The sequence below is a fragment of the Exiguobacterium sp. s6 genome (genome assembly GCF_018618155.1).
Lineage (GTDB): Bacteria > Bacillota > Bacilli > Exiguobacteriales > Exiguobacteriaceae > Exiguobacterium > Exiguobacterium mexicanum_A.
This window is the reverse complement of the sequence record NZ_JACSLN010000002.1, coordinates 244,351-259,608: the sequence shown is the minus strand read 5'-3', so window position 1 is coordinate 259,608 and position 15,258 is coordinate 244,351. Positions and strand designations below refer to the sequence as shown.

Below are 15,258 nucleotides of genomic sequence, written 5' to 3'. Positions count from 1 at the left end.
TTCGTCAGTTATTTAAATTCTCGACTTCGACGACGCGGAACCCTTTTTGTTCGAGTTTCGCGACGATTTTGTCTTTCTTCGGCTCGTCGCAATCAGGCGGCAACGTGATCAATACCCGGCGCAAGACTTTACTCTTGGCATCGAGCGTCATGAGACTGGCAATCGATGAGTATTTGCTGATGATTTTCGTAATCTTCTCAAGCGCCCCCGCTTGCTCACTGAGTGCGATTGTGACGACATAACTCCCCGTGTCACGACTCCATGCCTCTTCGAGCATGCCGAGCATCTTCCCGTGCGGCAAAATCCCGTAGAATTCGTTGCTCTCATCTTTCAAGACCGCGATATACGGTAATTCTTTGATTGAGAAGAACACTTTGAAGAAACCGTCCGATTCATGGACGTACTTTTGCGTGTTCTTGATGAGCTCCATGACGTTGTCGTCTAGGCTCGCCCCACTCATCCCGTGGCGATAAATATGCATTTTATAGATATTACCGCGGAAAAACGTTCCCGTCTCATCGAGCACAGGGACACAGCGGTAGCCTGTCTTTTCGAGCGTGTCGAGCGCCTCGCGTAATGTCGCCTTTTCACTGATTGTGACGACATCTTTCTTCGGAATGCATAAGCTATGCACTAACATGCGGTTTTCCTCCTAGCCAATTGAAAGTGGTCTACACCCTATTCATTACTATTCCCCAAATATGATTGAAATCCTGCCATCAATTTTCGAAACTTATTCCGGCGCGAAAATGACCTCGGAATTTGTCGTAGCGTCAAAAAGTCGTTATAGTGAAACTATCCAAACAGACAAAGGGGATTGAACGACTATGACAATGAAAAAAGCGTTAACGATCGCTGGCTCGGATACGAGCGGCGGTGCAGGCATCCAGGCTGATTTGAAGACGATGGAAGAGCTCGGTGTTTACGGGATGACCGCACTCACGGTCATCGTGGCTCAAGACCCGCATAACGCGTGGCACCACGAAGTATTCCCGATCGACACGACGTTGATCGAGAAACAAATCGATACGGTCCTCGCCGGAATCGGTGTCGATGCCGTCAAGACAGGCATGCTCCCGACGCCAGAGATCATCGAACTCGCCGCTCGTAAAATTAAAGAATACGGCATCCAGAACGCGGTCGTTGACCCGGTCATGGCTTGTAAAGGTGCAGACGAGATTCTCAACCCGGACGTCGCGGTCGCGATGCGCAAGCACCTCGTACCGGTCGCTAAAATCATCACACCGAACTTGTTCGAGGCGCGCATGCTCGCAGGTCTCGATAAAACACCTTCGACGATGGATGAAATCAAAGAAGCTGCTCGTTTGATCCATGAGCTCGGCGCTGAGATTGTCATCGTCAAAGTCGGCGGCAAGCTCGGGTTTGATACAGCATTCGACGTGCTTTACGACGGTAACGAGTATCGTCTCCTTGAGAGCGAGAAAATCGAGCCTGCCTTCACACATGGCGGCGGCTGCACGTTCTCGTCAGCGATCGCGGCCTCACTCGCGAACGGTCACTCGGTCGACGAGGCCATCCAAATCGGAAAAGAGTTTATCACTGAAGCGGTCCGTCACTCGTTCCGCCTCAACCAATACGTTGGCCCGACGAATCATACCGGTTACCGTAAAAAACTAGCAACACAATCTTAACGGGTGGCCCGGGACGTATGTCTCGGGTCATCGTTTCCATTGGAGGGAACCGCGTGAAATCGATTCAACCTACAACTATCCAGACATACTTGGACGCGCATGTATCCATGCCACTCTATGTCCACGTCGAGACGACGAACGGGGCGTATGCGACGCATAACGACCCTGACTTTCATAACGCCGGTATGTTCATCCGCAACGTCGTCATCGAATATAGCATCGGCCAAATCAAAGGCAACGGTCCATATCGGGTCGGCTTGAAGCTCGATCACGGTTGGCTTTACGTCGAAGGATTGACCGATTACGAACAGCATGGGGACCAGCTCCTGCTCGCCGGTCATGACCGGCTCGGTCGCCTCGCCTGCGCCTTACACTTAGATATCAAACCGCTCCCACAAGGAGCCTCGGAGGTGGAAAGCCAATGAATGGACCGTTACTCGTTATTTTTCCGCATCCTGATGATGAAGCGTTCAGCTCGGCCGGGACGATTATCCAACACCATAAGAACGGCTTCCCGGTCACGTACGTCTGTCTGACACTCGGTGAGATGGGCCGCAACATGGGCTCGCCGATTTTCACAACACGGGAAGAGTTACCGAAGATTCGCAAGCATGAGCTCGAGGAAGCATGTGCCGTCATGGGCATCGACGACCTCCGCATGTGGGGACTCCGCGATAAGACCGTCGAGTTCGAAGACGAAGCGGAACTCGCTGGACGGTTCAGCGCTTTAATCGAAGAAGTGAAACCGGCCCGCGTCATTTCCTTCTACCCGGGCTACGCCGTCCATCCCGACCATGAGGCGACAGCACGAGCGGTCGTTCGAGCGCTCCAAGAGATGGATGAAGCGAGTCGTCCAGAGTTTTTAGGCGTCGCCTTTGACCATCGCACCGAAGCGGAACTCGGAAAGCCGCACGTCCTCATCGAAGTCGGCGACGAGAGTGCCGCGAAACGCGAGGCGTTGCTCGCCCACCGCTCTCAGACGGAAGGATTGCTGCGGGCCATCGACAACGCAGAAAACGCCCACGTCATGGAGTTACTCCAACGTGAGCGTTTCTATCACTATCCGTTCTCATGATTCGTAAGCGAGACGCGTCATGTACAAGAGTGCACCGACAGCCCCGAGGCCAATCAACGTTCCCAATACGACAACGATATGTTCCATGTTCTCACCTCTACTTGGTTATACGAACTTGATGGATCATTGGTTTCAAAGCGCATGTGCTGACATGCGCTTTTTTTCTTAGAAGTACAAGAAGTAAATGATAGCCGCCAACACGATGCGATATATGGCGAACGGCGTCAATTTGACTTTATTGATCAACTTCAAGAAGAACTTGATCGACAACAGCGCGAATAAGAACGCGCTAATGAATCCGACGACGAAGACCGGGAGGGTCGCCATCGTGAAGTACTCCCATTTGCTGTAGAGCGAGAGCGCACTAGCACCGAACATAATCGGTACGGCCATGATGAACGTGAAGTCCGCCGCGGCCCGGTGACTCATCCCTAAGAGGACACCGCCCGAGATGGTCGACCCTGAGCGTGAAAAACCTGGCCAGAGCGAGAAACATTGAATCAAGCCGACACCGAGCGCCTGCTTGTACGAAATCTCATCGAGCGTTGCTGTCGTCTGACGCTTCACGCCTGACAAATCGGCGGCAATCATGAAGAATGCGCCGATGACGAGCCCGATCAAGACCGTCTTGATTGAAAACAAATGTGTGTCGATGTAATCCTCGAACATCAACCCGAGCACAGCGGCCGGGAGCAGCCCAATCAAAATATGTAACACATTCAATTTGTTCGTCGGCCCGCTGTTACGAATCGCCAGCAATTCTTTCGGGTTCAGTAACTCCTTGAACCGACTTCGAAACACGACGATGACCGCTAAAATCGAACCGAGCTGAATCACGATTTTAAACGTGTTCGCGACCTCTTGACCGAGGAAGCTGCTCGAATTGAGCCATAGGTCGTCCACAAGAATCATGTGCCCCGTCGACGAGACCGGGGCGAACTCTGTCATCCCTTCGACGACCCCTAACAAAAATCCAATCAGTAACTCATACCATTCCATCGTCTGTCTCCTACTCCAGTATTGTTTCTTATCATACACGGTTGCTTCTCCGCCCGCCTCGGTCTTGAGGCGTAAAAAAAGGATGCTCGCTTAAGCATCCTTTTTCCAAGTAACGAATATGATGAGCAATTGATGCATACAAACGACGATCCCAATCCATAAAAAGGCAACGAAGAGCGTCATACCGGCCCCGATCACAAACACTAGTCCGATGAGGATGATACTAACGTGCAGCAACATCGAGACGGATGACTCGGTCGTCGCCCGGATGACAGACGGGACACGGTGATGCAACGCCCCGAGATAGAGCGGTTCGACGATGCCGATAAGAAACGCCATGCCTGCCATCCAGACGAGTCCGACTTGTCCTGGGAAAAAGCCGAGAATGACAAAACCGAGACCGATGCCCCAACCGATTCCGTGCAACCAACGAGCGACCGTCGTGATGTGTAACAGGACCGGGGCGAGCAGTTGCCCTGGTATTTGAATGAGCAACAGGACAGTCGAAATCATTCCGAACCAATAGATGGAAACTTCGACGTCACGGGCGTACAACTGCCAAAACTCATCGATGAAGTTGAACGCACCGATTGTCACGATGAACACCGACGACAAGGCAAGCAGCTGGTGGTCGTGCCACACGAAGCGAAAACCTGCCCCGATGTCCGCCCATGTCATTCGTTCCTCTGTCACGACTCGTCTCGGCTCGACAAGGCCGAGGCTACATGCTGTCGCGATAAACAAACTGACAATCGACAGCACATAGTTCAGTTCAAACGGGAAGCGTGTGGCCAGCAAGGCGCCGCTGATCGCCGCGAGAACGGCTGCAACGATTCCGATGACATTCAACCGGCCGACCCAGCGCTCGAACGCCTCCGTCTTCCCATCCTGTTCAAGCGTCTCATAGAGCAGTGCATTCTCCGCCCCGCTCCGGAGCGCCGCCCCAATGCCTGACAAGGCGATGGCTAAGGCGAAACCGCCGAACGAAAAGGACACAAGTAACACGACAAAGGAACCCCACTCGAGTGCAGTCCCGATTTGCAACAGACGTCGCCGTTCCAAGCGATCGGCTAACACCCCGGTCGGCACTTCGAGGATGACGACGAGGACAGCATAGAGCATTTCGAGATAGACGACTTCTTGCATCGTGATCGTCCGCGACTCCCAAAACAGACGCTCAATCGTGTAGGCTGGGATGAGCGCCTCGAACCAACGCATCCATCCAAGCAACGTAACGTTTCGACCGACTTAGCTAGGTGAACGTGCTCGTTTCATCTAAATCTCCTCCTTATTCACCTATTCCCGATTGCACAAAAAAAGCCACGGGAAATTCCGTGGCCAGACGATTATTTGAGCAGATTAAGGATTTCGCGATTGAACGCCGGGATGTCGTCCGGTTGACGGCTTGTCACCAGCTGTTCTTGGCAGACGACGACTTCTTTGTCCGCATACTTCGCACCGGCATACTCCATGTCGACTTTAATCGACTTATAACCGGTTGCATCGCGGCCTTCGAGCGTCTTCGCCGTAATCAACAGTTGTGGGCCGTGACAGATAGCGAACACAGGTTTCTTCGCGTCCATGAACGCTTTCGCGAATTGAACGAATCGCTCGTCTTCACGTAACAAGTCGGGTGAGAACCCACCTGGTAACAGCAACGCGTCGAAGTCTTCCGGCGACACGTCATCGATTGCTTTGTCGATCGTGACTTTCGACTCGCCTTGTTTGCCTTCAACCGTGTTACCGGCTTTCTTTTCAATCGTGACAACTTCGTGCCCCGCTTCCACCAATGCGTCGCGTGGACCCGTGAACTCTACGTCTTCAAACATATCTGTGATTAGCGTTGCTACTTTTGCCATATTGAAAACACTCCCTCATTATTTTTATGCACATAAGGAGTGTTCCACACCTAACCGGCCCATAAACATTCAACGAAACTTCGAGACGTACGGATTGGCTCGTTCGAAGAAGCGGTACGGGTAATCGCGTGCTTCGCCCGTATTCGGAATCCCTACGCGCGGACCGGCCTCGATGTCTGGAATGACGTCCCCTTCGACGATATAGAGCGGTTCATGTTGGAGCGAATGCCCATACAGGTCCATCGTGATCCCGAGCGCTTTCGTCAGTTTTCCGGGTCCGTTTGTCTGGTCGAATCGCTTGATGCCGGGACGATTCGCCTCAATGATGCCCTGTCCTTCAATCGGCTCGATGGCCCGAATGAGGACGGCTTCCGGCGTGCCGACCGGACCGCTCACAACATTGAGCAGCGTGTGTGTATGCATCTGATACGTATAGACGTGTCCAGGTAACCCGAACATCACCTCGGTCCGATTCGTCCGTCTGCCGCCGAAACTGTGGGCCGCCCGGTCGATGGCACCGAGATAAGCTTCCGTCTCGACGATCTTTCCGACGATTTGACCGTCGAGATGATCATGGACGAGATAGTGACCAAGTAACGAACGGGCCAATTCGAGCGTCGGTTGCTCATAAAATGATGGATCGAGTCGTTTCATCGTCATCCCTCCTCGGTCTCATTTTCTCAAATGAAGGCGGAAAGACACAAAAAAGATGCCCTGAACGATTCAGGACATCTTTTAAATTATGATGCGATCCGCATCGCCTCACGTTGCTTTCCCAACTTCACGTATCCGAGAATGATCGAGAAAATCGGGCTGAGCCAGAGGAAGAAGGCGAACGGTGCGTATTCAAGTACCGGTACCCCGAGCGTGGCCGCGAAGAATGCACCCGACACGCCCCATGGGATGAGCGGGTTGATCACCGTCCCGCCGTCTTCAAGAGCACGTGACAAGTAACGGGGATCGATGCCGCGATCGATGAACCCTTGTTTGAACGCCTGACCTGGAAGCAAGATCGACAAGTATTGCTCACCCGCGAGCAAGTTGACACCAATCGAGCTGAGGACGACCGACAAGACCGAGCTGCCTGGTGACTTCAACCGTTCGAGCAATGCGTCGACGATCGCTTGGAACACACCAAGTTCGCGGAGCAATCCACCGAACGCGAGCGCGATCAAGACGAGGCTGACCGACCAGAGCATCGACTCGAGTCCGCCACGGTCGAGTACGGCCGCAATCGTCTCATTCTCGACGCCCGATTTGAATCCGGCCTGCATGACGCCAAACCAGTTCGTGACGTTCCAGTTGCCTTGGACAAACCCTGCCGTCAACACACCGGCGAACATGCCGACGAGCATCGTCGGCAAGACCGGCATCCGGCGGAAGGCGAGAACGGCAACTAGGATTGGCGCGAGCAAAGTCAGCCATGATAAGTTGAACCGCCCGGCGAGCGCCGCCTGTGCCTCAGCGATTTGTGTCGTATCCGCCGCTTGCCCGCTCCGACCGAGGATTGTGAACAAAACAAGGGTGATTAGGAAAGCCGGGACGGTCGTCCCCATCATGAAACGGATATGGTCGAACAGTTTGACACCGGCCACGGCCGGCGCGAAGTTCGTCGTATCTGACAATGGGCTCATTTTGTCGCCGAATAATGCACCTGAGACGATTGCCCCTGCGGCAAGCGCCGGAGAAATCCCGAGCGCCATCCCGATACCGAACAAGGCGACCCCGACCGTACCGACCGTCGTAAAGGCACTGCCCGTGAACGACGAGACAATCATTGTGATAAGCAAGACGCTCGGCAAGAACCATTGCGCTGAGATTGTATCTAAACCGATGGAGAGGATCGTCGCCACCGTACCAGACATCTGCCATACACCAATCAACATCCCGATCAACAGTAAAATCAAGACCGGCATGATGGCTTCACGGATCCCGCTGATCATCGCGGCTTCGATTCGTTTAAAATCACGCGTGCGATAATACGCGTAACCCCCTATTAATACCATTGTGCCAAAGATCGCCATGTGTGGCGTCGCTTTGGCCAAAAACATCAGTGCGAGCAGGGAAATACCGCTCATCAGCACGACGAATACAGCCTCTTTTCCTTTCATCTGCATCGACGTCCCCTCCTTTCAGTTCCATTATTTTCTACCTAACCGCTTAAACGCTTTTATGCGCGAAAGTGTTTCAGTGATGTTCTTTACTATACCTGCTTCTCTTTTCCCTGTCAAACGTCTTTTTATGGTAAAGTAAACGCTCGAGGGTGACCTCCGGAGTTCGTAACCTCCTCCGACATCAAAACTAGCGAAAAAGGAAGTGTGCACGTTGCAACACGAAAAAGCATTGGTCGTCTTTAGCGGCGGTCAAGATTCAACCACCTGCCTATTTTGGGCAAAACAACAATTCTCTCATGTGGAAGCGGTGACGTTCGCCTACGGGCAACGCCATGACGCGGAAATCGAGGTCGCGAAAGAGATTGCGGCCGAACTCGATGTCCCGCACCACATCCTCGACTTGTCCTTACTCGGACAACTCACCTCTAACGCGTTGACGAGACACGATCTCGACATCGACAATGCGGACGTCCCAAACACGTTCGTCGATGGACGCAATCACTTATTCTTATCCTTTGCGGCCGTCATGGCCAAACAGCTCGGTATGCATCACATCGTCACCGGCGTATGTGAGACCGACTTCTCAGGTTATCCGGATTGCCGGGACCAGTTCGTCAAATCCTTGAACGTGACGCTCAACTTGGCGATGGACTATCCGTTCGTCATCGACACACCGCTCATGTGGCTCGACAAAAAGCAGACGTGGGAACTCGCGGACCGACTCGGTGCGTTCGATTACGTCAAAGAACGGACGCTCACGTGCTATAACGGCATCCTCGGAGCAGGTTGCGGCGAATGCCCGGCTTGCGTGCTCCGTCAAAACGGCCTCGCCGCGTATGAGGAGGTGCGCGTATGAAGAACGCCCCATTCCTCGCCCCAACGAGTGTCGAAGCCAAACAAGACGGCTCGCTCATCTATTGTCCGCACCGCGTCCAAATCGTCAAAGAAGTGACGTTTGACGCCGCCCATCATTTGTTCGATTACGACGGTAAATGTCGAGCGCTACACGGACATACGTATAAATTGCAAATGGGTATCAGCGGTTTTCTCGATAACCGTGGCATGACGCTCGACTTTGGCGATTTAAAAGCCATCTTTAAAGAAGAACTCGAACCATACCTCGACCATCGTTATTTGAATGAGTCGTTACCTTATATGAACACGACTGCCGAAAACATGTGCTACTGGATTTTCGAGCAGCTCGCCAAACACTTGCCTGACGAGCGCGACGTCCGCGTCGAATTCGTCAAACTGTACGAGACGCCGACGTCGTACGCCGAGTTCCGCCGCGAATGGTTGGTGGACTGATGAAAATCCCTGTCCTCGAAGTGTTCGGCCCGACGTTTCAAGGGGAAGGCCGCGCCATCGGACAAAAGACGATGTTCGTCCGGACCGCCGGTTGCGATTATCGCTGTTCGTGGTGCGACTCCGCCTTCACGTGGGACGGCTCGGAAAAACCCGACATGCTGACAGCCGACGAGGTGATCGAACGGCTCGACGCGCTCGGCGTGTACGATTATGTCACCATCTCGGGCGGTAACCCGCTCCTCATCGCCGCGATGAAAGACTTGGTGACGAAACTGAAGGCGCGTGACGTCAAGCTTGCCGTCGAGACGCAAGGCAGTCGCTATCAAGACTGGCTGTCTGACATCGACGACGTGACGCTCAGCCCGAAACCACCTTCTTCCGGCATGACGACCGACTGGGAGAAACTCGACGCCATCGTCGAACGACTGCGCCCCGAACAGATGACGTTCAAAGTCGCCGTCTTCGACGAAATCGACCTCGCCTATGCGAAATCGGTACAGACGCGCTACACCCCGGACGTCATGTACTTATCGGCCGGCAATCCCGAGCCCGGTGCGGACGGTGACATCACCGACGCCCAGCTCCGTCGTTTGAAAGAACTATGGGAGGACGTCGCCCGCGACCCGTCATGGCAAAGCGTCCGTGTCCTGCCGCAGCTGCACACATTACTGTACGCCAACGAACGTGGCGTCTAAGGAGAATAACTATGAGACCAGAAGACTTACAAGACTTGTCGCTCCTCGGACAGAAGAGCGTCCCATACATTTTTGAATACGCACCGGACGTCCTCGAGGCGTTCCCGAACCGTCACCCGGAGAACGACTACTTCGTGAAGTTCAACGCACCGGAGTTCACGTCGCTCTGCCCGATCACGAACCAACCGGACTTCGCGACGATTTATATCTCATATATCCCGGACGAGAAGCTCGTCGAGTCAAAATCGCTCAAGCTATATTTGTTCAGCTTCCGCAACCATGGGGACTTCCATGAGAACTGCATCAACGTCATCGGAAAAGACCTCGTCAAGTTGATGGAGCCACGCTATCTCGAAGTGTGGGGCAAGTTCACGCCACGCGGCGGCATCTCGATCGATCCGTACTACAACTACGGCAAACCGGGCACGAAATACGAAAGAATGGCTGAACATCGCTTGTTCAATCACGACCTGTATCCTGAGACGGTCGACAACCGTTAACCAAAAAGTAGGCGCTCAACGGGAGCGCCTACTTCTTTTTATAGCGATTAACTTGTCGTTTAATCGGTTCCCGGAATACCGTCGCGACGAGCGTCAGGACGACCAAGACGACGAGGGCGAGGATGATTAACTTAAAGTCTCCGCTCGCGAGGCTACTGCCGAGGAAATTGTTGGCGAACGCACCCGGGATCATCCCGACCGTGGTCGCGAAGACATAACCCGGGAGTCTCACTTTCGCGAGCCCTGAGGCGTAACTGACCAAGTCAAAGTTGACGAGCGGGATCAAGCGTAAAATCAAGACATAGAAAAATCCATCCTCCTCGATTTTATGCTGCACCTTCTCATAGTTGCTCGTCTCGAAATGGTGGAGAAAGCGGTCACCGAAGCGAATCGCGATATAGTAAGCGACGAGCGCGCTGAGCGTGGCCCCGATGACCGTATAGACGACACCAGGCAGCGTCCCGAACGCCAATCCACCGGCGACGGACAAGACCGACGTCGGAAATAAAATCAACGGGCGAACGGTGAACAGTAAAATATAGACGAGCGGGGCGAGCCACCCGAATTGAACGATATAATCGCGAATCTCACCCGGTCGCAAGTCGATCCACTGATAAAGGAACGTCGCGGTACCGAAGACGAGCAAGACGATGGCAATGATCCATTGCGTTTTCCACTTGTTCATCGGTCGACCTCCTCTCTTTCTTCCATCATATCGCCTCACCTCGAAAAAGTAACGCCTTCCTTTTTTTAGGAATCGCAGTATGGTACGGTTAAAAAAAGCAGAAGGAGGAATCCCTATGTACTTGGCAGATGCCATCAAGTTGAAACACCTGCTTCTGAAGCAGATTGATAAGTTGCTCGAAGAAGTCGAACGTGTCGCATTCATCGAACTCGAGAAAGATGAGCCGCTCCCGACGATCCAGTCCCGTTCACTCGAGGATATCGAAGTTGAGCTCGAGGCGATCCGGACCGATTTACGCCGTCTTGATCGTCTCGTCTGTGAGGCGAACCTGCATACCGTCATCGAGACGAATGACGGACCGCTCCCACTCGTCGAAGCGATGGAGTTCGCCGTTCAATTACGAGCTCAGGCTCGAATGTATCAAGATTTGGCCGAGCGTCCGAAACGCGAGTTCCAAACGGGTTACGGGGAAGGGACGAGCGTCATCAAGCATGCGCTCTATGACCCGGAACTTTACCGGCTGAAAGCCCGTGACGTCGAAAAACGGGCCAACCGCATCGCCAGCGCTATCGAGTCAGCCAATCATCGGACCGAAATCGAGTTTGACGCAAGTCGTTATATGTAACAAAAACGCGTCGGGAACGTCCCGACGCGTTTTTACATGTGATGATTATGGTGGTCATGATGGTGTGAGCTCGAACGGCGTCGCGGGACCGGCTCATCGGCGAACTTCTCCCCGTCCAAGATGCCGAGCCGTTTGTATTGGCGGTCGACCCGCTCTTTCGTCTCGTCGTGCACGTGCGACGACTCCATAATCAAGTGATAGCTGCCGAGCGCAACCCGGAACGGCTCCATCTGTGTCCGCTCGACTGGGAACGACGTCACGTCTCGCAAGTAGTCAGCGAGACGGTTTGCCGATTCGTCACTCGGATGGTCGGCCAAGTCTGACGCGAACTGTTGCATGTCTTTCAATAGACTGTTCGTCTTCACTTGCTTACCGATCCCTCCAATAACAGCGAACACGATAATACCGATAATCAGGAAAAAGATTATCGGGAAAATGATTGGTACTCCACTAAAAAACGAGTCCCCCATCCCTGTTGAATCGATGTATACTTCTTCCCCGAATGCAAACGTATGGACCATGATGTCTCCTCCTTTTTTCTATAATACGGATGCAGCCCCATTTGGTTTCATGCCAACAAAAAAAACCGTGGCATGCGCCACGGCTCAGCGGTCAGTTCAATTGTTTCTCCATCATGATGCGAGGCTCGTTATCCTCTGTATACGCCCCCATGATGTCGTAGCCACACAACAGGTTCAAGATGATGACCCCTTTGTTCGTGTTACGGGCTTTCGTTCGAATCGAATGGAACCCTTGCGCTTTCACCCACTCGAGTTGCGTGTCCATCAGCTTGCGGCCGATGCCATGCTTTTGAAACTCGGGGTGCACACCTCCGGCCCAGCTATAGAAGCGATACGGCTCGGCCTCGTAACCGATTTTGAAGCCGACGAGGCGCTCATCTGAAAATGCGAGCAACACGAGCGGATTCGCATGACGATACAGCCGTTCTTTAAAACGCAGTTGATCGATGTCCCCGTAAAGCGTGCGGTACAGGTTAAAGAATTCCTCTTCGTAGTCTTTGAAATTCGTCGTCACATCTTTCACGATAAATGAACTGGTCGTACTCATCTTTCCATCCCCTTTCAGTATATGGACAAGTTGTTCGTACGCCTGTAACTTTCGCCGTTTACTCCGTTTTTCCTGTCTCACGCGCAAAAGCGGTCAAACCTTTTTGCTTATACACACCGAGCGACCGCTTCGGAAGGCTCTTTACCATCCAATTTTTTAAGATGCGCTGCTTGTCTTCCACCTTCAGTCCATATCCGTCCGTCACGACATGGCGCGCCCGCGTCGTCACATCGTACAACGAGATGGCGGCAGCGACAGAAATGTTCAAACTTTGGACGTATCCTTGCATCGGAATCAAGTAATTGCCGTCTGCCTTGGCGAGCGCTCGTTCCGATACGCCGTGATGTTCGTTCCCGAACAAGAGCACGGTCGGTTTTGACACATCGATGTCCTCAAGTGGGACCGCCTCTTCACTGAGTGCCGTCGCGAGCACTTGGTAACCGTCCGCCTTCAACCGATCGATTGCGTCCTCGATCGAAGGATGTTCGACCACGTCGACCCAGCGATCGGCGCTTTTGGCGATAATCGAGTTCGGCTTGAACTTGGCCCGTCCCTCGACGACGTGCAACGTCTGGACACCGAACGCGTCCGCCGAACGGAGCACGGCCGACTGATTGTGCGGGTCATCGACCCCTTCCGTCAAAATCGTGATATGGTTCGTCCGTAACTCCAGCACTTCCTGCATACGCTTGACGCGGTCGGGCATCAACATGCTGTACAGCAGTCGATCCTCTTCTAATAACAGGCCCGACTGCAACAATTCATCGAGTAATGCCGCTTGCTCTTCTTTTGATAATGCCGATGTTGTCTGTCTCCATCCCATCGTTCTCGCCCCTTTCAACCTTTAGTATTGTAGCGAGATTCGTTCCGACTGACAAGCTAGGTGAGAAACGAGTCGAATATCCTCTCGTTATGAAAATCCATGAAAATTAGGAAAACGGTTGCACAAAGTTATGCAATCGATTACAATCATCTATGCAAGCGATTGCATTGACAGTCGCCATAGACAGATAAAAAGTTCCGTACAGGAAGGAAGCGTATAGCATGAAACAACTCATCTCGTTCGACTTTTGGCAGAAACTCGGTAAGGCCTTAATGGTCGTCATCGCCGTCATGCCGGCCGCAGGTCTCATGATCTCGATTGGTAAATTGATTGGCATGTCAGCCGGAGACGTCAGCATCTTGCTCACGACGGCACGCATCATCGAAGACCTCGGTTGGGGAATCATCGTCAACTTACATATCTTATTCGCGGTCGCCATCGGTGGTTCATGGGCGAAAGACAAAGCCGGCGGCGCGTTCGCTGCACTCATCGCCTTTATCTTGATCAACCGTGTCACAGGCGCCATCTTCGGCGTCAACGGAGCGATGCTCCAAGACCCGGAAGCGACAGTCCAGTCTCTCTTCGGGGCTGACCTTGTCGTCGCCGACTACTTCACATCTGTACTCGGTTCACCAGCACTCAACATGGGTGTCTTCGTCGGGATCATCGCCGGTTTCCTTGGTGGAGCCCTTTATAACAAGTTCTATAACTTCAACAAATTGCCGAACGCCCTCTCGTTCTTCAACGGGAAGCGCTTCGTGCCATTCGTCGTCATTCTCGGTTCGGTCGTTGCCGCCATCGCGTTGTCCATCATTTGGCCGACGATTCAAGGTGCGCTCAACAGCTTTGGTGAATGGATTGCGACGTCACGCAACACGGCACCAGTTCTCGCGCCGTTCATCTACGGTGCGCTCGAACGTCTCCTCTTGCCGTTCGGCCTTCACCACATGCTCACCGTGCCGATGAACTACACGGAGCTCGGTGGCACGTACACGATTTTGACAGGTGCGACAGCCGGTTCGGTCGTTGCGGGTCAAGATCCGCTCTGGTTGGCTTGGGTCACAGACCTCGTTAACCTGCGCGCTGCTGGTGACACTGCTGCATACAACGCTTTGCTCGCTGACGTCGTACCGGCCCGCTTCAAAGTCGGTCAAGTCATCTTGTCATTCGCTGCCTTGATTGGTGCCGCTTACGCGATGTACCGCAACGTCGACGAAGACAAGAAAGCACAATACAAGCCAATGTTCTTGTCGGCTGGTCTCGCCGTCTTCTTGACGGGTGTCACAGAACCGATCGAATTCATGTTCATGTTCGTCGCTCCAGTCCTTTACGTCGTCTACGCGCTTTTGGCCGGTGCCGCCTTCGCTTTAGCGGATGTCATCGACCTTCGTGTCCACGCGTTCGGTGCGATTGAATTGCTCACACGCATCCCGATGATTGTCAAAGCGGGACTGTTACAAGACTTGATTAACTTCTTCCTCGTCTCGGCTGCCTTCTTCTTCTTGAACTTCGGTGTGTTCAACTTCTTCATCAAGAAGATGAACCTTCCGACGCCAGGTCGTAACGGGAACTATATGGAAGAAGTGACAGAGAAATCGACTGTGACAGGCAACGAGCAGGTCATGGGGATTATCGCTCTACTCGGTGGGGAAGAGAACATCGAAGACGTCGATGCCTGCATGACGCGTCTCCGTGTCACAGTCAAAGACATGTCGCTCGTCTCAGAAGAGAGCGAATGGAAAAAGAACGGCGCCATGGGTCTCATCTTGAAAGACCGCGGTGTCCAAGCAATCTACGGCCCGAAAGCCGACGTATTGAAGTCTGATATTCAAGACGTCATCGGTGCATAATCAAC

General features: G+C 53.2%; 19 protein-coding genes. 9 read left to right on the top strand and 10 right to left on the bottom strand.

Annotated elements, in window-relative coordinates:
- Window positions 1–4 precede the first annotated feature (4 nt).
- The gene (gene cbpA, locus KNP75_RS12305) at window positions 5–640 is read right to left on the bottom strand and encodes a cyclic di-AMP binding protein CbpA (protein ID WP_034780770.1); all 636 of its coding nucleotides are present in this window, start codon (window positions 638–640) and stop codon (window positions 5–7) included.
- Between the two features lie 187 nt (window positions 641–827).
- Here cbpA and pdxK point away from each other — a divergent pair, with 187 nt between their 5' ends.
- The 3 genes from pdxK to bshB2 are packed head-to-tail and all read left to right on the top strand — an operon-like array spanning window position 828 to window position 2,727.
- On the top strand, window positions 828–1,652 hold the full coding sequence (pdxK, locus tag KNP75_RS12300) for a pyridoxine/pyridoxal/pyridoxamine kinase (protein WP_034780769.1): 825 nt from the start codon (window positions 828–830) through the stop codon (window positions 1,650–1,652).
- A gap of 53 nt (window positions 1,653–1,705) precedes the next feature.
- Window positions 1,706–2,077 (top strand): YojF family protein, encoded by a 372-nt coding sequence (locus KNP75_RS12295; RefSeq protein ID WP_034780768.1) that lies wholly within the window; start codon window positions 1,706–1,708, stop codon window positions 2,075–2,077.
- Window positions 2,074–2,727: a bacillithiol biosynthesis deacetylase BshB2 gene (gene bshB2 / locus KNP75_RS12290; protein WP_034780767.1), complete on the top strand. Its 654-nt coding sequence runs from the start codon at window positions 2,074–2,076 to the stop codon at window positions 2,725–2,727. The genes KNP75_RS12295 and bshB2 overlap by 4 nt, the downstream gene beginning before the upstream one ends.
- Window positions 2,728–2,892: 165 nt before the next feature.
- On the opposite strand, the gene KNP75_RS12285 is transcribed toward bshB2, so the two are convergent.
- The 5 genes from KNP75_RS12285 to nhaC form a co-directional block, all read right to left on the bottom strand.
- Window positions 2,893–3,726, bottom strand: a complete 834-nt coding sequence (locus KNP75_RS12285; RefSeq protein ID WP_034780766.1) for an undecaprenyl-diphosphate phosphatase — start codon at window positions 3,724–3,726, stop codon at window positions 2,893–2,895.
- A gap of 90 nt (window positions 3,727–3,816) precedes the next feature.
- On the bottom strand, window positions 3,817–4,956 hold the full coding sequence (locus tag KNP75_RS12280; protein WP_251128343.1) for an MFS transporter: 1,140 nt from the start codon (window positions 4,954–4,956) through the stop codon (window positions 3,817–3,819).
- 116 nt (window positions 4,957–5,072) lie between these two features.
- On the bottom strand, window positions 5,073–5,585 hold the full coding sequence (locus KNP75_RS12275) for a type 1 glutamine amidotransferase domain-containing protein (RefSeq protein WP_034780765.1): 513 nt from the start codon (window positions 5,583–5,585) through the stop codon (window positions 5,073–5,075).
- A 69-nt stretch (window positions 5,586–5,654) separates the two neighbouring features.
- Window positions 5,655–6,245, bottom strand: coding sequence for a DNA-3-methyladenine glycosylase (locus KNP75_RS12270; protein ID WP_215190549.1), 591 nt, complete (start codon window positions 6,243–6,245; stop codon window positions 5,655–5,657).
- A gap of 80 nt (window positions 6,246–6,325) precedes the next feature.
- Entirely contained in the window at window positions 6,326–7,702 is a 1,377-nt protein-coding gene (gene nhaC, locus KNP75_RS12265; protein WP_034780760.1) for a Na+/H+ antiporter NhaC, read from the bottom strand.
- A 208-nt stretch (window positions 7,703–7,910) separates the two neighbouring features.
- On the opposite strand from nhaC, the gene queC reads away from it, so the two are divergent.
- Genes queC through queF form a run of 4 tightly spaced genes read left to right on the top strand, consistent with a single transcriptional unit; the run spans window position 7,911 to window position 10,202 of the window.
- Entirely contained in the window at window positions 7,911–8,555 is a 645-nt protein-coding gene (gene queC, locus KNP75_RS12260) for a 7-cyano-7-deazaguanine synthase QueC (protein WP_215190548.1), read from the top strand.
- Window positions 8,552–9,007 carry a 6-carboxytetrahydropterin synthase QueD gene (queD, locus tag KNP75_RS12255; protein WP_021068101.1) on the top strand — a complete coding sequence of 152 codons (456 nt, stop codon included), beginning with the start codon at window positions 8,552–8,554 and terminating at the stop codon, window positions 9,005–9,007. The genes queC and queD overlap by 4 nt, the downstream gene beginning before the upstream one ends.
- Entirely contained in the window at window positions 9,007–9,702 is a 696-nt protein-coding gene (gene queE / locus KNP75_RS12250) for a 7-carboxy-7-deazaguanine synthase QueE (RefSeq protein ID WP_251128342.1), read from the top strand. Before queD ends, queE begins: the two co-directional genes overlap by 1 nt.
- 11 nt (window positions 9,703–9,713) lie before the next feature.
- The gene (gene queF / locus KNP75_RS12245) at window positions 9,714–10,202 is read left to right on the top strand and encodes a preQ(1) synthase (protein ID WP_021068099.1); all 489 of its coding nucleotides are present in this window, start codon (window positions 9,714–9,716) and stop codon (window positions 10,200–10,202) included.
- Window positions 10,203–10,230: 28 nt separating this feature from the next.
- On the opposite strand, the gene KNP75_RS12240 is transcribed toward queF, so the two are convergent.
- Entirely contained in the window at window positions 10,231–10,887 is a 657-nt protein-coding gene (locus KNP75_RS12240) for a TVP38/TMEM64 family protein (RefSeq protein WP_138860076.1), read from the bottom strand.
- Between the two features lie 115 nt (window positions 10,888–11,002).
- On the opposite strand from KNP75_RS12240, the gene KNP75_RS12235 reads away from it, so the two are divergent.
- Window positions 11,003–11,512, top strand: a complete 510-nt coding sequence (locus KNP75_RS12235; RefSeq protein WP_215190546.1) for a hypothetical protein — start codon at window positions 11,003–11,005, stop codon at window positions 11,510–11,512.
- 32 nt (window positions 11,513–11,544) lie between these two features.
- Here the strand turns inward: KNP75_RS12235 and KNP75_RS12230 are convergent, their stop codons facing one another.
- The 3 genes from KNP75_RS12230 to KNP75_RS12220 form a co-directional block, all read right to left on the bottom strand.
- Entirely contained in the window at window positions 11,545–12,033 is a 489-nt protein-coding gene (locus tag KNP75_RS12230; protein ID WP_215190545.1) for a hypothetical protein, read from the bottom strand.
- 91 nt (window positions 12,034–12,124) lie between these two features.
- Window positions 12,125–12,661, bottom strand: coding sequence for a GNAT family N-acetyltransferase (locus KNP75_RS12225; RefSeq protein WP_353049036.1), 537 nt, complete (start codon window positions 12,659–12,661; stop codon window positions 12,125–12,127).
- A complete protein-coding gene (locus KNP75_RS12220; RefSeq protein ID WP_114164885.1) occupies window positions 12,639–13,403 on the bottom strand; it encodes a TrmH family RNA methyltransferase in 765 nt (254 codons plus the stop codon). The genes KNP75_RS12225 and KNP75_RS12220 overlap by 23 nt, the downstream gene beginning before the upstream one ends.
- Before the next feature lie 221 nt (window positions 13,404–13,624).
- On the opposite strand from KNP75_RS12220, the gene KNP75_RS12215 reads away from it, so the two are divergent.
- Entirely contained in the window at window positions 13,625–15,253 is a 1,629-nt protein-coding gene (locus tag KNP75_RS12215) for a PTS transporter subunit IIBC (protein ID WP_034780743.1), read from the top strand.
- Window positions 15,254–15,258 lie beyond the last annotated feature (5 nt).